Annotated in this window: 15 protein-coding genes and 1 pseudogene; 8 read left to right on the forward strand and 8 right to left on the reverse strand. The window is 70.8% G+C overall.

Annotated elements, in window-relative coordinates:
- Positions 1-13: 13 nt before the first annotated feature.
- The 5 genes from ACIQZO_RS22155 to ACIQZO_RS22175 form a co-directional block, all read right to left on the reverse strand.
- Complete coding sequence (locus ACIQZO_RS22155; protein ID WP_403628554.1) at positions 14-718, reverse strand: hypothetical protein; 705 nt, start codon at positions 716-718, stop codon at positions 14-16.
- Between the two features lie 266 nt (positions 719-984).
- Positions 985-1,764: a tetratricopeptide repeat protein gene (locus ACIQZO_RS22160; protein WP_403628557.1), complete on the reverse strand. Its 780-nt coding sequence runs from the start codon at positions 1,762-1,764 to the stop codon at positions 985-987.
- A 189-nt stretch (positions 1,765-1,953) separates the two neighbouring features.
- Positions 1,954-3,255 carry an MFS transporter gene (locus ACIQZO_RS22165; RefSeq protein ID WP_403628559.1) on the reverse strand — a complete coding sequence of 434 codons (1,302 nt, stop codon included), beginning with the start codon at positions 3,253-3,255 and terminating at the stop codon, positions 1,954-1,956.
- A gap of 115 nt (positions 3,256-3,370) precedes the next feature.
- Entirely contained in the window at positions 3,371-3,565 is a 195-nt protein-coding gene (locus ACIQZO_RS22170) for a hypothetical protein (RefSeq protein WP_403628561.1), read from the reverse strand.
- 76 nt (positions 3,566-3,641) lie between these two features.
- On the reverse strand, positions 3,642-6,155 hold the full coding sequence (locus ACIQZO_RS22175) for a hypothetical protein (RefSeq protein WP_403628564.1): 2,514 nt from the start codon (positions 6,153-6,155) through the stop codon (positions 3,642-3,644).
- A gap of 262 nt (positions 6,156-6,417) precedes the next feature.
- Here ACIQZO_RS22175 and ACIQZO_RS22180 point away from each other — a divergent pair, with 262 nt between their 5' ends.
- From ACIQZO_RS22180 to ACIQZO_RS22205, 6 genes are all read left to right on the forward strand, one after another.
- On the forward strand, positions 6,418-7,917 hold the full coding sequence (locus tag ACIQZO_RS22180; protein ID WP_403628567.1) for a PLP-dependent aminotransferase family protein: 1,500 nt from the start codon (positions 6,418-6,420) through the stop codon (positions 7,915-7,917).
- Positions 7,918-8,027: 110 nt separating this feature from the next.
- Positions 8,028-11,426, forward strand: coding sequence for a hypothetical protein (locus ACIQZO_RS22185; protein ID WP_403628569.1), 3,399 nt, complete (start codon positions 8,028-8,030; stop codon positions 11,424-11,426).
- 2 nt (positions 11,427-11,428) lie between these two features.
- On the forward strand, positions 11,429-15,415 hold the full coding sequence (locus ACIQZO_RS22190) for a hypothetical protein (protein WP_403628572.1): 3,987 nt from the start codon (positions 11,429-11,431) through the stop codon (positions 15,413-15,415).
- A 379-nt stretch (positions 15,416-15,794) separates the two neighbouring features.
- On the forward strand, positions 15,795-16,103 hold the full coding sequence (locus ACIQZO_RS22195; RefSeq protein WP_403628574.1) for a hypothetical protein: 309 nt from the start codon (positions 15,795-15,797) through the stop codon (positions 16,101-16,103).
- Positions 16,100-16,327, forward strand: coding sequence for a tetratricopeptide repeat protein (locus ACIQZO_RS22200; RefSeq protein WP_403628577.1), 228 nt, complete (start codon positions 16,100-16,102; stop codon positions 16,325-16,327). Before ACIQZO_RS22195 ends, ACIQZO_RS22200 begins: the two co-directional genes overlap by 4 nt.
- Before the next feature lie 44 nt (positions 16,328-16,371).
- A complete protein-coding gene (locus tag ACIQZO_RS22205) occupies positions 16,372-16,827 on the forward strand; it encodes a hypothetical protein (RefSeq protein ID WP_403628581.1) in 456 nt (151 codons plus the stop codon).
- Here ACIQZO_RS22205 and ACIQZO_RS22210 read toward each other — a convergent pair.
- Positions 16,814-17,234: pseudogene (locus ACIQZO_RS22210) on the reverse strand (NADAR family protein). The gene ACIQZO_RS22205 and the pseudogene ACIQZO_RS22210 sit on opposite strands and share 14 nt — an antisense overlap.
- Before the next feature lie 64 nt (positions 17,235-17,298).
- The gene (locus tag ACIQZO_RS22215; RefSeq protein WP_403628583.1) at positions 17,299-17,748 is read right to left on the reverse strand and encodes an acyl-CoA thioesterase; all 450 of its coding nucleotides are present in this window, start codon (positions 17,746-17,748) and stop codon (positions 17,299-17,301) included.
- 698 nt (positions 17,749-18,446) lie between these two features.
- On the opposite strand from ACIQZO_RS22215, the gene ACIQZO_RS22220 reads away from it, so the two are divergent.
- Both ACIQZO_RS22220 and ACIQZO_RS22225 read left to right on the forward strand, forming a co-directional pair.
- A complete protein-coding gene (locus ACIQZO_RS22220) occupies positions 18,447-19,301 on the forward strand; it encodes an IS5 family transposase (RefSeq protein WP_403628586.1) in 855 nt (284 codons plus the stop codon).
- Complete coding sequence (locus ACIQZO_RS22225; RefSeq protein ID WP_403628588.1) at positions 19,298-19,696, forward strand: hypothetical protein; 399 nt, start codon at positions 19,298-19,300, stop codon at positions 19,694-19,696. The genes ACIQZO_RS22220 and ACIQZO_RS22225 overlap by 4 nt, the downstream gene beginning before the upstream one ends.
- Before the next feature lie 7 nt (positions 19,697-19,703).
- Here ACIQZO_RS22225 and ACIQZO_RS22230 read toward each other — a convergent pair whose 3' ends face one another.
- Positions 19,704-20,360 carry an HAD-IA family hydrolase gene (locus ACIQZO_RS22230; protein ID WP_403628591.1) on the reverse strand — a complete coding sequence of 219 codons (657 nt, stop codon included), beginning with the start codon at positions 20,358-20,360 and terminating at the stop codon, positions 19,704-19,706.
- Between the last annotated feature and the right edge of the window lie 282 nt (positions 20,361-20,642).

Raw genomic sequence — 20,642 nt, forward strand, 5'->3', positions numbered from 1 at the left:
CCGCGAGGGTCCGTCAGGTGTGCCGGGTCGCGGTGAGCATTTCACGGAACCCTTCCATGAATTCCCTGCCGGCAGCACTGTCGTCGAGGGGGAAGGGGTAGCTCGACGACTCGATGGAATCCAGCCACGCCGACCTCACATAGACCTCGCGCGCTCCCGTACTGTCCTCCCGGCGGGACGGCTCGCTCACCATCGTCTGCTGCAGCCTCCCCACGAGGGCGACTCCGCTCCCTTCGGTGTGCGCTATCAGAACAATGACCAGGTTCTCGGTGAGAATGCATGCCTCGATCACGGGAGGCGGCCCGGCGAATGTACCGCGCGGGAGCATGCCATGGTCCGAATACCGCGTTTCGCAGCACAGCTTCGTCGCGGCGTGGAGGTCCCCCAGCGAGTACTTGTGCACCGTGTCCTCCAGCAGGGGAAGGAGGCGTTCATCGAGATCGGTGATGCGGCACAGCCTGGTCAGACGCTCTCTTGGCCCCCTGTCGGCGACCGCATGCAGCGCCAACTCCCCGAACAGGGAGAGAGGGGAGACCCTCGCCAGGAGAAACATGAACGACAGTCCGACGGCAACACATACCGCCCCCATGAGCATACTGATCATTTCGCCGCCCGCGATCCCCGACGCCAGGATTCCCAACCCTGCCGCGACCATGGATGCAGTGCCCATCACGGTGATTCCGCGCGTGGCGAGAACAATGGAGACGAGCAGGCTCAAGGTGAAGGCTGTACCAGTCCATACGACTGGCCAAATCGAACGAGCTACGGCAGGGCTGTGCATGATGGAGGACATCGAATATGCGGAAAACATCTCTCCCAAGAGGGCTGCCGCTGCCACAGCCGCAACGGAAGACTTTCTCTTCAGCATGACGGAAACGCACTCCTTGGGTTGTTCCGAAATTCCTGGCGCGGGTTGGACGAGGTAGGACGCCAGGTGCTGGTCCGGAGTCTTGCGCGTACGCGGCCGGGTGTCGTGAGCAGCGCCTACTCAGCCTGGATCCACCCAGTGGTGTTCTCCGCGGTGAGCCGGCTCAGTGCCGCTCGCGCCAGTCGCAGTGTGGGGTGGTCGCCACGAACATGCCGGGACAGCAGGCCGACCACTCTCTCGTAGCAGGCTGCTGCCCGCTCCGTCTCGCCGTGCGCTTGGTGGAGTGCCCCGAGGTTGGCCAGCGTCGTCGCGAGGTCCGGGTGATCGGTGCCGAGCAGCCGCTCCTTGAGGTGCAAGGCACTGAGGTAGTTCGAGGCGGCGTTGGCCAGGTCCCCGCGCCGGTGCTGCAGAGCTCCGATGTTGTGCACGGTGACCGCAACCTCGTAGTGCTCCGGGCCGTAGGTGTTGCGGAAGACGGTGAGCGACCGTTGCAGGCACTGCGCTGCCTCGTCCGGGCGGCCGCACCCCTCCAACAGCGCAGCCCAGGCGGCCGTGTCGAGGGCGGTCAGGATGTGATCAGGCCCATGGATCCGGGTCCGGATCCAGACGGCGCGGGCAGCCCACGGCTCACCCGCTGCGGGGTCACCTCGCGTGTGGGCCAGACCTCCCAGGTTGTGGCAGACCGTGGCCACCGTGTCGTGGTCGCCGCCGAATATGCGTTCATAGATCGTCAGCGCCCGTAGGTACTTCGCCTCTGCCTCGTCGAAATCCCCCACGTACTTGCCCAGTACGCCCCACTCGTTGCAGAGGGCTGCGACAAGGGGCGAGTCAGGGCCCGTCGTGTCTTCGGCGGCCGGCAGCGTCATGGCGAGCAGAAGGCCGGCATGACGGTACATGCCCCGCGTGCGCCAGGCATGCGCCAACAACACGTACGCGTGGAGCCGATCGGCAGTTCCGCGGGCGGGCGCTCCGGCTCTCAGCGCCGCCCGGAGCAGCTGCTCCGCTCGCTCGGGCCCTCCTGCCTTCAGCGCCCGTCGGGCTTCGGCCATAGCTCGGCACCCTCGGGACCCGTCGTCGCCGGTCATCTAGTGCGGCCGTTCCCCGTGTGCCGGCCCCGGGAAGTTCCCGAGCCGCCCCAGTCTTAGGGCGCCCAGTGCCGCAAGGCCGAGAACGAGGGCTGACGCGGCGAAGAACAGCTGCCCGGAGCTGCCTCCCAGGAGCGTCCCCGTGGCCGCGGCCCCGACAGCGAACCCGACGGTCCAGGCGAGGGCATGCGCTCCGTTGTACCGCCCGCCGAGTCCGCTCGGTGCGAGGTCGTTGACGAGGGTTGCCATGACCGGGGTGTAAGCGACCTCGCCGAGCGCGAAAAGCGCTGCGGCCAGGAACAGACTCAGCGCCCCGGGGACCGGGGTGGCAGCCACCACGGCCCACGCCAAGGACATACAGACGACCGCACCGGCGAGTACGTGTGCATGGGGGAAGTCCACCAGGATTCTCTGTGCCGGTACCTGGAGAGCGGCAATGACCAGCATGTTGACGGCGAAGATCCATCCGAGGACGTTCACCTGATGCGTCTCGAAGGTGACCGTGGACAGACCGACCTGGAACTGCGTGAATCCGGCCGCCACGATGAGCAGCACGAGAACGAACAGGCGGCGCATGGCCGGATCTCGGACGACCGCACCGTATCCCGGCGCTTTCACGGCGTCGCTCCGCGCCGGATCCGGAAGCGGCGGCCTTGGAGCACGTCCACCCGCCCGATACCGGGAAGCCACCCGCTTGATGAGCACCGCCAGGAGGAGATAGGAGGCGGCATCGGCGAGGTACACCCATCGCAGGCCCGCGCGGACACCCAGGACCTCCAGCGTGATCGACGCACCGGTCACGCCGGCCATCGCTCCGAGGTTCACACAGGTGTTCCGCCAGGAGAACGCCTTGTTCCTGGCGCCGGTCGGCGCCGCCACGGCAAGGAGGGTGTCGAGTGCGGGCACCAGGGCAGCCCCCGCGGCAGTGGAGACGATCGCACCGGCCACGCCCTGCAGGGCGCTCGTGTGGTTGCCCGCCATGAGCACCGCCGCGGACGCGGCGATCGCCGCAACGCCCACTGTGGTGCGGGCCGGTCCGAAACGATCGCACAACGCCCCGCCGGCCACGGCGCCCAGCACGGCTGCCAGGGCACGTATGACCAGCGCCGATCCCACCTCCCCGTCGGACATACCGCCGATCTCGTGGAGGTAGACGACCAGATACGGAAAGGTCATCCCCGAGCCCACGGTGGATATGAACTCGGCGGCGAGAACCACGAGGGCGGCGGGAGGGAGGCCGAGGGGGTGACCACGGCGCCGATGGTGCGCGAATCGGATAGCTGCGCTCCAAGGCCTTGCCATCAACGACTCCCCACGGCGCGGGTACGCCCCGAGCGGCGGACTCCTGACAGCGCGTACGCTGCCGCGCCTTCATCGGAAGACCGGCCGCCGACGCTCGGTGACGTACCCGTGCGCATCAGGCGGTAGGCGGCTGGAGAGTGATCTCGCCGTGGTCGGCCATCACTATCTCGTTGTGGTTGGCGCCGATCGTCCCGGCGCCCAGCACGGCTGCCGACCCGACCTCCCGTGCGGTGGCGAGGAGCCCGGAAGACGGGCTCGCCGCGGCGTCTTCGAGGGAGATGTCGACGTGGTTGATCGATGTGGATTCCATGGGTGACCTTCCGTTGGTCGATGCTTCGGGACTGGGAGGAGTTCCATGCCCCGGGGGTCGTCCTTCGCCGGTCCGCCTACGAGATCGGAGCGACGACGTGGAGGAGGGTCCGGTACTTGCCCTTCCCGGCCCTGTTGATCACGACGACGGCGCAACTGCCCGTCGCCTCGAAGGTGACCGTCTCGGTCCCGCCGCGTCCCGAGGCGTTCGCCCGGGCCACGTGGTGCGCCCGGTTCGCCACCCACGTGGTCGCGTCCGCGGTCGAGCACATCACGTAGAGCTCCCCGTCCTGGGTGGAGTTCTCCGGGGTCAGCGTGAGCCGCACCCGCTCACCCGTCAGCGCGACGTTGAACACGGCGGCGACGTCGTCCGGTGCCATGGACACCGTGCGGGGCACCTCGCGTACGAGCGGATCTGCGGGCGCCTCGGCAAACTCGGCCCGGTACGCGGTCGTGCCCGGCCCCGGTGACGGCACCCGCGGGTAGTAGTCGCCGAGCGCGCGGCGACCGGAACTGGAGTCGACGGCGACGAAGTCGACCTCGGACGGCCCCGCCATGTTGCTCTCGCCCAGGCTGGTCGCCTGCATGCTGTCGTCGAACAGCCGCAGGTCGTAGTCGGTGCCGGCCGGCCGGACGGCCATCACGGACCACCCGTGCCGGACGGTGTCGAACCGGAAGTTGTGCGCCGTGGCCGGGTGCGGCCGGTAGACCGGGACATCGGAGGTCAGCGGGTCGCGGAAGCCCAGGTCGATGGTGTTCTGGAACAGCGTCGCCAGCACGGAACTCGTCGTGGTGGGGTACCCGTCGCTCCTACGCGACTCCCAGAACGCCGGGAAGGAGACGTTGACGTGATGCTGCATCGTGTGCCAGATGGCGGCCGGGCCTTCGGAGGTCCGGTCCCAGTACTTCTCGTTCGCGGCGTCCTCCAGGTCGTGCAGCGCGGCCGCCACACGGCCCTCCACCGTCATGCCCTCGTTCCAGCCGGGCGTGGCCCAGGTGGGTGTCTCCAACGCTATGCAGCCGCTCTGGATGCAGTAGTCGTGCACCTGGTAGACGCTCAGCGCAACCCAGTCCGCGAAACCCTCGAGCCAGGCGCAGCCGAAGGTCGAGGCGTCCTCCGCGTAGTGCGGGTTCGCGCACCCGCTGCCCAGCCCCTCCATGGGGTCCGAGTGGTCGGCGACCTCGTCGTGCAGCCGGTACGACATGTCCATGATGGCGTGGGCCATCTCGTGGGCGACGGTCATCCGCTCGCCGCCGCGAACGCTGTTGAGGTGGACCGCGTTGTCCCGGAACGAGTACAGCGTGCCCTCGGTGGACGCCGCGGACCAGTGCAGGACGATCTGCTGGCAGACCGTGTCCTTCTCGTCCCAGCAGCCGGCCGCCGTCCTCCACAGCGCCACGTCGTTGACCGCGTCGAACGTCTCCAGAGCAAGGTTGTCCGTGGGCTCGGCCGGCCTCCTCACCCCCACGTTCAGCCCGGCGGTGACGTTCCCGAAGACCTCGCTCCCCCATTCGAAGACACGGTCACCGGGGGTCGAGGTCGTCCCCGTCCCCGTGCCCGTCTCCGTCGACCCCGTCTGCCTGAGCGCCCACAGGTTGTTCTCGGTGAGGTAGGCGAGGACGACGTCCTGCCCGCTGCCGTCCTCTTCCACGGCGGGGAAGCACAGCTCGTAGTTGCCCTCCTGGTCGGTGACCCCGACGGCCAGCAGGGACTCGCCGGAGGCATCCACGTCGAACGCCTTCACCTCGACGTTCATGCTCGCGTGCGAGCTGCCGTTCCTGGCGAGGTACTCCCAGCCGCCGGAGACGCAGGCCCTGCCCGGACCCGGCCCGCCGTCCGCGGTTCCCCCGGCCCTCGCCGCCCGCGACGCGGGCGGGTCCTGCGCGACCGGGGCGAACCGCTGTGCCTTCCGGCCCAGTCCGGCCTTCTGCGGTGCCACCCCCGCGGCGGCCTTCCGGGTGGCCGCGCGCACGGCGTGGTGGGGGGCGGCCGCCGTCGGCGCCGCCCCCGCCGCCGTGACCGTCGCCTGCACCAGGGTCTCCGCGGCCTCGCCCAGCAGGTCTCCCGCAGTCACCCGGGCCCGGATCTGCGCCCGGCCCGTGGACGTTGCCCTCACCTTACCGGTCAACACCACCGGCCGGTCCGCCGAGAGCGTGATGCCACCGCCGGCTCGGTGCAGCACCTGCCCGTAGGCCTTCGCGCCGGAGACCTCCCGCATCCCCGTCGGCAGCGACTCCCACGCCAGGTTCTCCGGGAGGTCGACCTGGACCTGCACCGCCTCCCTGGTGAACTGCGCCAGCACCTCGACGCGCACATCGACCGTCTCGCCCACCGCCGGGGACTTCGCGAGCGACGCCTGTACCTGAACACAACTGGCGAACTCGCCGTCCGAGGGCAGCGAGCACCCCGGCCCGGCGGACGCCGTCGGCCGCGGGCCCGCCGGGGGGTCCGCGCGGGCCACCGCACCGGTACCGGCCACGGTGGCCACGAGCAGGCCGCCGACGGCGCAGGCGCTGCCCAGCCGTCGAAGCGAACGAATCGTCCGGGCCGCCCGGCGTTCATGCGGCAGGACGAACAAGGGTGGTTGCACCTGGATCCTTCCGGTCGGAGCCGGCCCGTGCGGGCCGGGTACACGGGCCGACTCTGGCCAATGGATTCCGGCCAGGCCGTACCACTTCAGGCCGGATTCCACCGGACCAGTTCCAGCGGCCCGCCGCGCAGCCGCGGGAACCGGTACCCGCGGTCCGCTGCACAGCACCACGTCCCTCGCCGGAGTGCCCGTGACGGGGGAGTCAGGTGGAGTACGCGCTACTCACGCCGCGCGGAGCCGGGCCGACTACCAACGAGGCACGGTGCGCGCCGACATGGAGCCGCCCCACCCCACCGGCCACCCCGGCCCGCTGACGGCGGCGGTCCGGCCGCGCCCCTACCTGCGATGCAAGAGGACCATGCGTACCAGCGAACCCATCAACCTCCCGATCTCGGTCGACCCCGGCCGGCCCGGTCCGCTGCGCGACCAGATCACCGACGGGATCCGCGCCCTGATCCGGGACGGCGTCCTGCCCGCGGGTGCCCGGCTGCCGTCCACCCGGACCCTCTCGGACTCGCTGAAGGTCTCGCGGTCCGTTGCGGTCGCCGCCTACGAGAGGCTCGCGGCGGCCGGCCACATCCGGACCGGCCAGGGGTCCGGCACCTACGTGAACCGTCCGTCACCCACGGCCGGGGCGCCCGCCGCGGTCCCCGTCCGCCGGGCGGCCGACGCGGAGCGCGTCATCGACTTCACCCCCGGGCGGCGGGGCACCGAGCACTTCCCCCTCCCCGCATGGCGGGCGGCATGGCGGCGAGCCGGCCACCGGCCGCCTCCCCCCGTGCAGGACCCGCTCGGCGAGGCGGGCCTCAGACGGGCGGTCGCCGCGTACGTCCGGGACAGCCGCGGCATCGTCTGCGAGGCCGACCAGGTCGTCATCGCCGCAGGCACCCAGGCAGCGGCCCGCTGCGCCGCCCACGTGATCGCGGCGCGGGACGGCGGTCTGGCGTGCGGCGGGCCGACCTGGGGCGAGATCCGGGGGGCGTTCGGCGGCGCCGTGGCGCTGTCCCCCGCAGCGGCCGACGAGGAAGGGCTGCTGGCCACCGGAGTGCCGGACTCCGTACGCCATCTCGCAGTCGATCCGGACCACCAGCCACTCGGCGCGTCCATGTCGCAGGCCCGGCGACGACAGTGGCTGGCCTGGGCCCGGCGCAGCGGCGGGGTGCTCCTCGAACACGACCTCTACGGCGACTTCCGCAACGAGGCCCCGCCGCCGAGCCTGTGGTCCATGGGAGCCCGGAACGCCCCGGCGATGTACCTCGGTTCGCTGAGCAGACTGCTCGACCCGACACTGCAGGTGGACTACGTCATCCTCTCGGCGTCCCTGGGCGTAAGCCGCAGTCTCCTCCAGCAGGTCAACGAGCCTCCTCCGCCGATCGTCCAGCAAGCGGTGCGCCACCTCGTCGACGAGGGCCACCTGGCCCGGCACGGGCGCCGGATGGCCCCGCTGTACCGGCGCAAGCGGGATACCGTCCGGCGAGTGCTGGGCGGGCTCGGCGACGCCGGCGTGCTGACCCGTACGGCGGCCGGTCTGCCCGCGGTCCTCGTGCTGCCACCGGCGGTCTGCGGCCGGACCGTGACCCGTGAGCTGCGGCGCCGCGGCGTCCTCGTACCGTCATCGCCGCCGTCACCGGGCCCGCCCGGCGGCACCACCTCACCGTCCCCCGCCCGGTTGGTGCTGGGATACACCCATCTTCCGGCGCCCGATCTGGAACGAGGGCTGTCACTGATCGCACGCGTGCTGACCGAGGCCGCCTCCTCCTGAGGAGCGGCATGAGTACCCGCTACTCTCGAACGCTTCACCGAAGGACACCACGCTCTCCCCATGCGCCCCGGACCGACGGACGGACCTGCGGGGCACTCGGAGAACGGAAGGTGACCGTGCCTGCCCACCCGCCGCCGCACCGGGCCGTGCCCCGCCGGCTGTTCCTGCGAATGTCCGGCGCAGCCGGCGTCGTCATCGGTGCCGCCGTGGCCGGCGGGGCCGGACTCCTCGCCGGCCCCGCCGCCCGATCCGTCGAGCTGCCCGTACGAACCACGTACCTGCGGCGCCGCGACGACATGCTCAATCTGCGCATCTCCTTGGTCAACCTGCTCATCGCCGACCCGGCAGCACCCCAGCTCACCAAGGCGATGGCGGACCAGCCCGCCTACCTCGTCGTGGACTTCGGCCCCCAGGCCGCCCAGGAGCAGGCCTTCCCCGACCCCGGGCCGCTGGGCCAGGCACCGGTCCGGCTGGAGTGGGGTGGCGCGAGCCGCCTCGCCTTCGACGTGAGCGACCACCTGCCGCTGCCCTACACCACCGAAGCCCTGCTGGGCTGGGCCGGCTTCGGCCCGAGACTCGTCCCCAACGCCCAGAGACGCGCGGTTACCGGCGACTTCATCGGGATCCTGCGTGCTCCCACGAGCGGGGAGACGGCGCTGGAAGTGCCCTACGGAGTGATCGTGTCGCCGGACAGCGGCGGTGGATGGTGCCATGCGGAAGCCGCCGCCGTCCCCGAATCGCCCAGCGGCTGGACGGAGTTGTGGCACACCCGGCTGGGCACCCGCACGTACGACGAGGACCGAGAGCGCTGGGTGGCGGCCGAGACCGGCGCGTCACAGGTGGTGCGCGCCGTGTGGATGACGGACCCGCGGTTCCCCGGCTGGCTCGCCTCTCCCGGCGCGGTGCCCGACTCCGGCACCTTTCCCTCGTCCCTGTCACCGCGCAACCGGTACGACCTGGTGCGGCTGTCGTCCGACTTCTCCCTCGCCTCGCCGCTCTCCGCACTGCCCGCGCCGATCGAGGCCGATGCCCTGTCACTCTCCGCGCTCGGCGCCACCCTGGACGCGCACGGCGCCTGGGACACCACGGGCAGCGGATTCACCTCCGGCCTCGCCGAGTGGTCGCACCTGCTCACCCAGGGCCGCGACCAGAAGGTGCGCGTCGTCCAGCACGGCTACCTCCTGCCCTTCGGCCACCGTGCGGCGTTCGTGCAGGTGACCGAGCGGGAGATCGCGCGTGACGACGGCGGCGCCGTCGGCGGGTACTTGCGGACGCGCGTCTTCCTGGTGGTTCTCCAGGCGGAGCGCGACTTCGCCGCGGACCCGCACACCCCGGCCGGGGGCCGGGCCCTGCCGTTCCGCCGGATCCGGGCGCTCACCCGCACCACCACCGGCCTGGACTCCCCGGCGGGGGACGGCTACGTCCCGTCCTCGGCCCCTCCGGCCGCGGGCTCCGACCGGGCGTTCGCCTTCCTGGCGAAGTCCGGTTCCGTGCCGCTGCCCCTGGACTTCGTCGGGGTGGACTGGGAAGGCAGGAGGGTCCCGTTCACCGCCCCGGTGGTCTTCGTCAACGAGCGGGGCGCGGCGGACAGCGCCTTCCGAACGGCGGTCGCCCGGCAGTACAACACCACGACGGCACCGACGGATGCCTCCCGGCTCGGCCGGATCGGCGGCCCGATGCTGGCCCTGGCCGCCGCCGCCGAGCCGGGGGACACCAGCCTGGCGGTGGGGACCCTGACATTCGCCGTCACGGCCGCGGACCCCGCCACCACCGGCGTGCCCGCCTTCCCCGCCGTGGCCCGTATCACTGCCGCACTGCCGGGCGCGCTCCGCGCCCTGGCCGAGAACCCGCAGGAGGCGGTCCTGGCCTACTTCCCTGACTACCTCCGCGACGGATTCGGCTCGGCGCGGAACAGCGCCGGCGTCTACCTGGCCAAGGCGGAAGGCGCCACGGCCCAGGCCCTGGAGTTCGCGGCCGACAAGAGCGGCGGCATCGCCACGCCAGGGCTGGTCCTCGACGGCCTGTCCCGGAAGTTCGGCCCCGTCGCCGGAGACCTGGCGCAGGCCGCCCGCGAGCGGTTCGATCCGGCTCGGATGTTCGACGCGCTCGACGCCAGGATCCTCGGCGGGATCAGACTCCAGGACGTCCTGCGGGCGCCGGCCGACGGCGCCGCCAACGCCGAACAGGCGCTCACGGTGGTCTCCGAGGAGTTCCACCAGGTCGTGGACGGGGTCCGCCGACCGGAGCGGGCCGAAGCGCGGCTGACGTGGAGCCCCCGACTGAAGGCGGGTCCGGGATCGCTCGGCATGTTCGTGCCCGGCGCCCACGGCAGGCTCGACATCGAGGCGGTGTCGGTCGTCCGGCTGCTGCCGCCGCTGGACGCCACCTACTCCGTCCGGGGCGAACTCAGCGACGTGTCGCTCAACATCTGGGGGGACTCGGGCGCGGCCCATTTCGTCACCGTCGGGATCAGGTCGCTGCGCTTCACCGCGGCCAAGGGCCAGAAGGCCGACATCGACTGTGAGCTGGGAGCGGTGTCCTTCCACGGCCCGCTGAAGTACCTGGAAGAGGTGGCCCGGCTCTGCCGGCTGTCGGGACCGGGCACACCCGGCACATCACCCGCCGCCGGCGGTACCTCCTCGCGCGCGTCGAGGGAGGCGGCCCGCAAGCCGCTCTTCCCGGCCCGCGCGGCGGCTGCCGACACCCCTCCCGCGGGCGGCGGCCCGGCGTCGCCGCTGTCGGTGGCCGTCGTCGGCCCGCAGATACAGGCCGAACTGTCCCTCGCCCTGCCTTCGTTGTCCTTCGGCGTCTTCGCCCTCGACTCCATGACCCTGTTCGCGGGGCTGTACCTGCCCTTCGACGGGTCACCGGTGCGGTTGCGGTTCGCACTGAACAGCCGTGACGCACCCTTCGGCCTCACCGTCTCCTTCCTGGGCGGCGGTGGCTTCTTCGCGCTGGAGGCGGGCGCCGACGGGGTGGAAAGCCTCGAAGTCGCCTTGGAGGCCGGCGCGGGTACCGCCTTCGACGTGGCCGGCGTGGTCTCGGGCCACGTCGAAGCCAAGTTCGGCATCTACTTCGGCGTCCGCACGGTCGCGGTCGGCGACGGCACGGGCCAGGAGGTCGAACTCTCCGCCTACATCCGGCTCGGCGGCAAGGTCGAGGTGCTCGGCCTGGTCTCCGCGTCACTGGACTGCTACCTCGCCCTCACCTACTACTCGGGCCCCGACCGACTGGTCGGCGAGGCCAGTGTGACGTTCTCGATCGACCTCTGCCTCTTCGAGACCTCGGTCAGTTTCCACGTGCGGCGGGAACTGGCCGGCGGCGGAGCCGGGAGCACCACCGGCGCGCGCGCCTCGCGCGTGTCGGCCGGGTCCGCGCGGCGGTCGCCGTCGCAGCCGGCACCGTCCACCGCAGTCGCCGCGGCCGCCGCCGGACACGGCTTCCGCGATGCCTACGGGCAACAGGACTGGACCTCGTACTGCACCGCCTTCGCACCCGTGGGAGCCTGACCATGCCCAGACAGAGCGTCATGTGGACCGTGCTGCCGCGCGGAGCCGGATCCGGCGGCGCCGCCTTCGCCGTTCACATCGCACCACGACTGCGCACCGACGGGGAGGACAGCACCCTCGCCCGCTTCCCCGACTGGACGGACTGGCCGGCGACCCTGGCCGGCGCCGCCTTTCGCCTGCACCTGCCCGAGACCGGTGCCACGCCTGTACGCCTGGTGTCGGCTCCGGACAGCGCCCGGTGGGCAGCGCTCTTCAGCCCCGGCACCACCGTCCACGGGCACGCCTTCCAGAACCACACCGGCCGCCTCGTCCGCTCCTACCCCGTCAGCCACGTGCTCGCCTTCCTCGCCGATCGCTGGGGGCGGTTCGGCGCCCTGTCCCCCGAAGAGGCGCCGACGTACGAGGACCTCGCCGCGGGGAGCGGCTTCGGCCCCATCGGCTTCGAGGAGGTGACAGTCGACAGCCACCGCAAGAGCGGTCACGGGCGGCTCGATGCGACCGTCACCGCGCTGGAGGAAGCGCTCGTACGGCACCGGGCGATCGGCTACGACCCCTCGCAGGCGGACTCCGCCGACGGCTTGGCGCGGGCCTTCCTCCAGGTGGACCGCTTCCACCGGCGCGGCAGGAAGCCGGGCTCGGGTGCCCTGGCCCCCCAGGCCCGCCGGCGCCTGGACTTCCACGAGGCGGTCGCGGCCACGCGCGAGTACCGCCGACTGCAGCGGATGCTGGGCCTGGTGGTCGAGTTCGAGGCGAGCGACCCGGCCGTCCGCTCCCTGCTGACCGGGGCGTCCCGTGAGACCTGGGCGGCCCTGGAGGTCACCTGGTCGCCGAAGCTGCCTTCCGGCGGGGTCCGGGTCGACGTCCTGCCCCGCACCCGCTGCCGGATCGGGGGGAACCGCTTCGAGGCCGTGCCGCGCGACGCCGCGGCCGGCGACACCGCCCACGGAATGCTGCGGGTCGGCCGCGACGACCGCTTCCTGGTCGTACCGGTCGACCCCGACGGCGGCGCCTTGCTGGCCCGCCAGTTCGCCGACACGGTCACACGTTCACGGATCGTCAGGGGCGGCCCGCGCGGCAAGCGCAGCCTCGCCGGAGCCGACCGGTTCGCCCTGCCCGCGCTGCGGTCGGCCGGGCTGTCGGTGGCCAGACGGGGCCGGGCCGCAGCGCTGGTGGACCTGCTGGACCGGGCGGCCGGCGCCGACGCCACCGCGTACGGCAGGGACGGCGCCCCGCGCGCCGCCGTACTCGACCTCTATGCGGAGGACCTCGTCCGCGGGGAGCGCTGGGACGTCCACGACTCGGCCGGCACGTCGTGGCGGTCGCTCATGAACCGGGACGGCGCGTACGTCTTCCGCCGTGACGGACTGACGGTCACGGTGACCGAGGAAGGGCAGGTCACCGTGGCACCGACCACCTCGGGCGAGGACGGCGACACCGATCTGTACCTGGGCGAACCGCTGATGCGGTGGAACGGCTGGAGCCTGGCGGTCGACCGGGTCGGCCGCTCCCTCCGGGCCGACGGCACCCTCGCCGCCACGAAACCGGCCGAGGATCCCGACTTCCCCGTCACCGCGCAGTTCACCGTGCCGGGCGGGAGCCTGCCCCGGCTGCGCTTCGGGCACGCGTACCGCTTCCGGGCCCGAAGCGTGGATCTCGCCGGCGACAGCACGGCCTTCACCGAGGAAGAGCTGTTCCCCAACGAGCCGGAACTGCGGACGGACGGCGTCGTGTACCGGCGCTTCGAACCCGTACCTGGCCCGCAGGTCCTGCTGCGGACCCCGCACACACCGGGGGAGGCCGTACGCCGGGTGGTGATCCGCAGCGAGGACGGTGACGACACCACGGCCGCGCCGTCCGAACGCCATGTGATGCCGCCGCGCGCCTCCCAGATGCTGGCCGAGCAGCACGGCCTGCTGGACGCGGACACCGCGGGGCACCCACTGCGGCCGGACCTGTACGCCGTGCTCGCCCAGCGGGACGCGGCACGGCTGGAGGACCTGCCGGCGGCCCACCGGGAGTCCGAACCCTACGAGGACTCCTGGTACTTCGACACCGACCGCTTGGACGTGCCCTACCTGCCCGATCCGCTGGCCCGGCAGTTCCTGGTCCGCGGCCTTCCGGGTACCACGACCACACTGACGGCGGACGCGCTCGGCACCTGGCCGCAATCGCGGTCCTTCCGGCTCCGGGTGGTGCGCGCCGCCGCCCCGGGATGGGCGTGGAGCGGCCGCACCCTCGAACTGCGGCTCGCCCCCGGTCACGAGTACCCGCTGAGGCTCACGTCGAAGTTCGCCGCCGAAGACCTCGCGGCCATGGGCGTGTGGCAGTGGATCGAGGACTGGGTGACCGCCCGGAACGCTTCCCCGAACCCGGGTCGGCGCGTCTCCCTCGACGCCGTGCGCGAGGCGGCCACCGGTGGCCGCCACCCCTTGCTGACCCCCGCGACCCGCCTCACCGCGGTGCACGCCGTCCGTACCCCGCTGCAACGGCCCGATCCCAAGCACCTGACCGCCGCGGACCGGCCGGCCGGGGGGACCGCCGTGCGGCTCGGCGGCGCCATCCTGCTCGACCGGCGATCCACCGGCACGCTCGACCTGCTCGCCACGTGGGAACACCCCGTGGACGACGGGCCGGGCACCGCCGATCCGGTGACCTCCCGGACGTTCAAGGCCACCCCGCTCACCGCGCGGGTGACGCGGCAGCCCGACCCCGACCCCGGGCCGGACGAGATCACCGTCGACGCCGCGCACGAACTGGACGACACCCGGCACCGCGTCATCACGTACACGGCCCTGGCCACCAGCCGCTACACCGAGCACTTCCGGGAGGAGACGACGATCCGGCTCGACCGCGGCAAGGCGACCCTCGGCCCCTGCGAGGCGACGACCGTGAAGGTCCGTGACACCGCCACGGGAAGGCTGCTGACACCCGCGCCACCCGGCAGCTCCGACGCGGACACCGCGACCGGGGACTACGTGTACGACGCGGCCACCCGACTGCTCACGCGCACGTCCCACGGCGGTCCGGCGGACGACGCCGAACTCGTCGTCAGCGCGGTGGCGCCCGGCATCCACCGCGAGTCCGCACCGGAGGTCCGGCACGTCCGGAGCTCGGCGCGCCCCGCCCCGCCGGTCGTACGGCAGGTCGTCCCGCTGTTCCACTGGGACCGGCCGGCCGCGGGAGCGAGCCGGCGCCGGGGCAACGCCGTCCGGGTGTACCTGGAACGGCCCTGGTGGTCGTCCGGCCCCGGGGAACGGCTCGGTGTCGTGACCGCGTCGGGCACCGCGGATCCGGCGGAGGCGCTGCACCCCTACCTCACTACGCTGGGAACCGACCCGTCGTCCGTCTCGACCACCGTCGCACCGTGGCCGCGCAGCAACGCGTTCCCCCGGGCCACCGCTTCCAGGAGCCTGGCGCCGGCCGAGGACCCCGGTGCGACGGTGACGGTCGCCGGTCACGACGTGTCCTTCGACCCCGCACGCGACCTCTGGTACTGCGACATCGAACTGCGCACCGCCGCAGGGCAGTCACCCGCGTCCTGGTTCCCCTTCCTGCGGCTGGCACTGGTGCGGTACCAGCCGGAGTCGCTGGACGGCCTGTGGGTGTCCAAGACCGTCCAGGCCCCGATGGCACAGCTCAGCCCGGAACGGACCGCCACCGTGGTGGCCTCGGGCAACGTACTCACCGTGACGGTCACCGGACCGGCCTACACCGCCACGTCGGCGGGTACCGCACGGCCGACGATCCGGGCACTGGTGGAACAGGCCGCGCCCACGTTCCCGGACCCCCATCTGCGCTGGGCGGAGATCAGCAGCGCCCACACCACGCTCACGGCCACCGGCCCGGCGGCGAACACCACGTGGACCGGCACGGTCCCGCTGCCGGACGGGCCCTACGGGGACTCGCCGCGGCGGCTGCGGCTGACGGAGGCCGAGGAGCACCTCGACGGCCATGAGAGGCTCGTCTACCTGGACTTCCTTCCGTTGTGACACGGGCACCGTCCGGGGCCGCGGCCCGGCCACCCCGGCACCGGACCACCCGCGCACCCGCGCACCCGCTCATTCACGAAGGCTGAACCGGTGGACAAGGCACCGAACGGCGACACGAACGCGGAAGCGGAAGCGGCAGCGGCAGCGGCAGCGGGAGACGGTGACGCCATGAACCGGCTCGGCACCGAGCTCATGCGGCAGGACCGCGTCGACGAGGCCGAACACGCGTACCTGTGTGCCGCACGGAGCGGCCATCCGAGCGGGATGTATAACCTGGGCCTCCTGCTCTGCCGCCACCGGGACGACTCCGCCGAGGCCGAGTCGTGGTGGCACCGCGCGGCCGAGGCCGGCCACGTCCGGTCCATGGTGGCCCTGGCCGATGCGATGTTCAGTCGCGGGGACGACGAGGACGCCTGGCCCCTGGTACCGCCGCGCTGCCGACGAGGGCGATGCGGAGGCGGCGTTCGGACTCGCGGTCCTCCACGCCGACCGGGGCGACAGCCAAGCCGCACTCGCCTGGTACGAACGTGCCGCGGAGGGCGGCGACCCGCGCGCGATGTACAACTTCGCCACCCACCACGCCCTCCACGGCGACCCCGCCACCGAACGGTACTGGTGGCGCCGAGCCGCCGAGGCAACTCCCTTGCCGCGTACAACCTGGCGGTCTGTCTGGCAGGTTCGGACGTGACGGAGGCCGAGCGCTGGTACCGCCGGGCTGCTGATTCCGGGCACGCGAGTGCCGTTGCCAATCTGGGCGTGCTGCTCGCCGAGCGAGGTGACCTCGCTGGCGCCGAACCGTGGCTGAGGCAGGCCGCCCATGGCGGCAGTCCCCACGGGAGGAGCAATTACGGGGTCCTGCTGCGCATGACCGGCAGGGAGGAGGAGGCACGCGCATGGCTCGAACGCCCGTGATCCCTGCGAGGATGAGTTGACGGAGATGGGGAAGGAGAAAAGAGATGGAGGACGTCCCCGGCTGGTTCTGGGAGGTCCTGGACACGGCCAGGCCCAGCCTGTCCGCCCTCGAGTCATGGCTGGAGTCGCAGCCGAGAGGCGTCCTGGAGGACTACGCGCTGGGATACCTGGAGGCCGCCGAGGCTCTGATCGATTTCTCGGAAGGCGTGACGGTCGACGGAGCCGTCTGGTCCGAGGACAGTACCGAGGATCTCTGCATGTGGGTGGTCGGCCAGGGGCGCGCGTTCTGGAGTTCGACCGTCGAGGGTGCCTGGGAACTGCCGGACGCCGCACAGGCGTATCTGGGCCGCTCCTCACCCCTCATGCGGGAGGTGACGCAGTGGGACGAGCAGGTCCGCCGCCCGGAGCACACCGGCTACCGGTCCCCGGGCGCCCTCGTCCACGGCGTGTACCGGACGCGCTTCGGGCAGGACCTGGACGAGCGGCTCACGGCCGGCTGAGGTGTCCCCGGCGAACGTGCCCGTCATCCGCTTCGCCCTGTTCGGCAAGCAGCCGGCGGCGCGTACGCATCAGGATCCGGCCGAGCATGTTATTTCCGGTCCCCGTCCGGCCGCGTCCCCAGTAGTGGTCGGACGTGGTGTCCTCGACGATCTCTTCGTCTCCTGTGGCCAGCAGGATCGCGCCGATGTCGGCGTGCGTGCGGAACTTGGCTGCCGCGCTCCGCCGCGCGCAGCGGGGTGCGGGCCCGGCGGATGAGTTCGGCGTGGCGGGTGCCGGTGAACTTCTGTGCCTGGAAGTAGTGTTCCGTGGTCGGCCACCAGTGCCCGTCAAGGTCCACGCCGTGTGCGGAGAAGGTGGAGAAGCAGCCGTAGGGAACTTCCTCGGCACCGTAGAAGTAGATCGTCATGCGTACCTCGTGGCAGGGATGAGATCCGCACCGTGCCAGTGGCCGGCCTGTGCACGCAACCGACTTACCGCCTGGCCGGCCCCTCCATGAGACGGCGCGCGGTTTCCCGAAGCTCGTCGCTGAAGGCGAGTGGCTTCAGCGTTTCCGGGTCGATCCGCACCTGCACCCGATAACCGTGAGCATGAACACAGCGGCCGTCTGCGGACCTCACCTGAAACTCGTACGTCACACTGGTGCGGCCGAGCCGGGATATCCGGAACCACACGCCCACGTCCCCCGTGCCTCGAATCGGCTCCTCATATGTGACGAGGAATTCACGCACGACGAGATGGGTGTCGCGATACCGTGAGCGGTCACGATCCGTGCTCCAGCCCTGCCCTTGCCAATAGGCCGTGATGGCTCGTTCGACGAAGAGCGCATGGCGCGAGTTGTGCACCATTCCCAGAAAATCCAGATCGTCGAAATGGACCTGGACCCGTTGGGTGCGTCCCACTTCGGCTGGCGGTTCCTGCATGACCTGTTCCCCCTGCTGCCTGGTCTTCCGCGTCCGGTACGAATCGACGCCCGGTCACAGTGAACACGGCTGCCGGGTGGTCCGCATGAGTAGCCGATGCTCAACTCGGCGGACCGCTTGCGCGCCCGAACGCCGGACCGGACACCAGCTACTGTGACCGGCATGCATTCGATCGAATTTCGCGTGGCTCCCCACTCCTGCGGGGGGGGCAAGGCCGGGGTGAAACGCCCTCTGTTCTGGAATTCCTGGTGGACGGGGTTCCGTTCCTGGAACTGGTACAGCCCGGTGGTACTGCCCCCAGAGCGCTCTGGGCACCGGGCCTGTACACCCATGCTGGCACGAGCTGCTCCGACCCTATCCGCAGCGGCCCCACCAGGAGCGGGTTCTCCCAGACAAGGTCAAAAGGAGGGCCTCGCCGAGGTCAGCGGCGTCTGCCAAGCCAGCAGAACAGTCCTTTACGCCGCTGTGATGAGACTCTTTGAAAACGGCTCTGACCGCGATTGCGTGACATCCGAACGTATGGGCGAAGGGGGGTGTGCAAGAGTGAGATCCATGACCCGCTTTGAGTCTCATGACGAGCTGACCTCACTCCTTCAGTGGTCGTTAAGTCCGGTCTTTCTCGGTTCGTGATCGCTCGATCGTGGTACTGATCGCCGTCCGGGCTGCCCGATGGGCATGTCCATGTTGAGATGCGGGGCGTGAAGAGAGAGCCGTACCTCAGCGACTTGTCGGACGGGCAGTGGGCTTTGATCGAGCCGATGATCACCGCCTGGAAGCAGGGCAGGGTGGCACGGTCGGCGACCGGGGATCCGGGGTCCTGCGACCTGAGGGAAGTCGTGAACGCGATCTTCTATCAGAACCGGACGGGCTGTCAGTGGCGACTGCTGCCGCATGACTTCCCCGCCTGGTCGGCGGTGTTCCACTACTTCGGTCTGTGGCGTCAGGACGGGCTTGACCAGCGGATCCAGGAGCTCCTGCGCTGCCAGGTCCGGGAGAAAGCCCGCCGATTAGAGGACCCGTCCCTCGTGGTCATCGACACCCGGTCCGTCCGCGCCGCGGCGGGTGTCCCCAGGACCACGACGGGGCTGGACGCGAACAAGAAGGTCTCCGGCCGCAAACGGGGACTGGTCGTCGACGTTCTGGGACTGATCATCGGCGTCGTCGTCATGGCCGCCTCCGCGCACGACAACGCCGCCGGCACCGCCCTCCTCGACCAGGCCGCCGAGCGTTGCGGAATGCGCCTGGAGAAAGCCCTGGTCGACCAGGGGTTCAAGGACGAAGTCATCATCCACGGCGCCCTGCTGGGCATCGACGTCGGGGTCGTCCGCCGCAACCCCGCCGATCAGGGCAAGGGCTTCGTCCCGCAGCACAAGCGGTGGGTGGTCGAGCAGACGAACGGCACGTTGATGCTGCACCGGCGTCTGGCCCGTGAGTACGACCACCGCCCTGACACCTCCGCCTCACGCGTCTACTGGGCCTCCACCGCGAACATGGCCCGCCGCCTCACCACACCCACGCCGGCCTGGCGCGACACCATCGGGCTGGCCGCGTGAGCATCACCGAACTACTGGTGGACCTTCACATCCGGGAGAACGAGGCCAGGGCCCGCGCGGATGAGCTCCGCCATCAGATCGCGCATTTCAGTGCCACCCTCGCAGAGACCGAAGCGCGTCTTGCGGACCTGGCCACCACCCGCAAGATCATCGCCGAACTCGCACCGAACGGGACCGAACCCGATCCGCCCGAGTCGGGCACCACCTACCAGGCCATCGTGAACGCCTTCAACCAGTACTCCGACCAGGTGTTCAGGGCCCGCGAGCTGCACGAACTCCTCGACATGCCCACCGACGAGGCATCCGTCAACGTCACCCGCAGCCGCCTCGGACGACTCACCCGCCAAGGCTTCCTCACCCAACCCGGTCGCGGCCGCTACCAGAAACGGACTTAACGTCCTCTCAGCGTTGGCCGTGAGTGAGCTGCGGGCCGTCCAATAGGCAACTGACGGACTCTTCGAGATCCGCAGGCTCTCGGTAGTGAAGGCCCATCATTCCAAGTGCCACTGCGGCTTCGATGTTCTCCAGGCGATCATCCACGAAGAGGCACCGGTCGATGGCGACGTCGGCCCGCTCGGACGCGATCTCGTAGATCTCCCGGTCCGGTTTTGCCACCCCCACCTGGGCGCTGCTGACTACATGGTCTGCGAAATCCGAGAGTCCCAACGACGCCAGGTCGTTGTCAAAATCGAGCGTCGCGTTCGTTACGAGGATGAGAGGCACACGGGCCCGCACGCGCCGAAGCAGGTCCACGACCGCCTCGTCGGCCCAGAAGGGCGCCTTGGCGAGCGTCGTAGCCAGCTCGCGTGCTGTCGTCTTGGGAACCCGGGCCGTAAGGCCGAGCACGATGGACTCCACCCACTCGTGCTGAGTGATCTTTCCCAGGAGCAGGGGCAGGTCAATCTCCGGCGCATACGCCACCTTCATGGTGGTGCCCTGCTCCAGCCCTGCTGCACGCTCCAACCTCGCCAGCTCCGTCGTGTCGTAGAAGCGGATCACGTTGTCGAAGTCGCACAGCACCGCGTCAAAGAGCCTGGTGGAAGGCCTGGAAGTCGTCACCACACCTGGATAACACACTGGCCAGCAGGCCAGCCGTCGCCCTTCCTTGCCCTCGACATGCGCTCCGGACCAGGTCGGATCAGATGGGGACGAGGTCGCAAGGGAACGGGCGCTGAGCCAGAAGATAAAGAACAAGCTTAGGGGCTGGTCTCGTAGTCGACGGTTGCGCCGAGGCAGCCCTCCGCCAGCCCGAGCAGAGCTTGCTGCTCATGGTCGTCGGCGGCCAATGCCCCAACGGAGCTTGGTCTCAACCCGGCCAGTCACCTGTGCAGTGGTAACTGG

It is taken from the genome of Streptomyces sp. NPDC097617 (assembly GCF_044761485.1).
Lineage (GTDB): Bacteria > Actinomycetota > Actinomycetes > Streptomycetales > Streptomycetaceae > Streptomyces.

Excerpts from the sequence above, each read along its gene's own strand:
- ACIQZO_RS22160 (WP_403628557.1), bottom strand. The coding sequence starts at position 1,764 with ATGTACCGTCATGCCGGCCTTCTGCTCGCCATGACGCTGCCGGCCGCC.
- ACIQZO_RS22165 (WP_403628559.1), bottom strand. The coding sequence starts at position 3,255 with ATGGCAAGGCCTTGGAGCGCAGCTATCCGATTCGCGCACCATCGGCGC.
- ACIQZO_RS22170 (WP_403628561.1), bottom strand. The coding sequence starts at position 3,565 with ATGGAATCCACATCGATCAACCACGTCGACATCTCCCTCGAAGACGCC.
- ACIQZO_RS22190 (WP_403628572.1), top strand. The coding sequence starts at position 11,429 with ATGCCCAGACAGAGCGTCATGTGGACCGTGCTGCCGCGCGGAGCCGGA.
- ACIQZO_RS22195 (WP_403628574.1), top strand. The coding sequence starts at position 15,795 with ATGCGATGTTCAGTCGCGGGGACGACGAGGACGCCTGGCCCCTGGTAC.
- ACIQZO_RS22205 (WP_403628581.1), top strand. The coding sequence starts at position 16,372 with ATGGAGGACGTCCCCGGCTGGTTCTGGGAGGTCCTGGACACGGCCAGG.
- ACIQZO_RS22215 (WP_403628583.1), bottom strand. The coding sequence starts at position 17,748 with ATGCAGGAACCGCCAGCCGAAGTGGGACGCACCCAACGGGTCCAGGTC.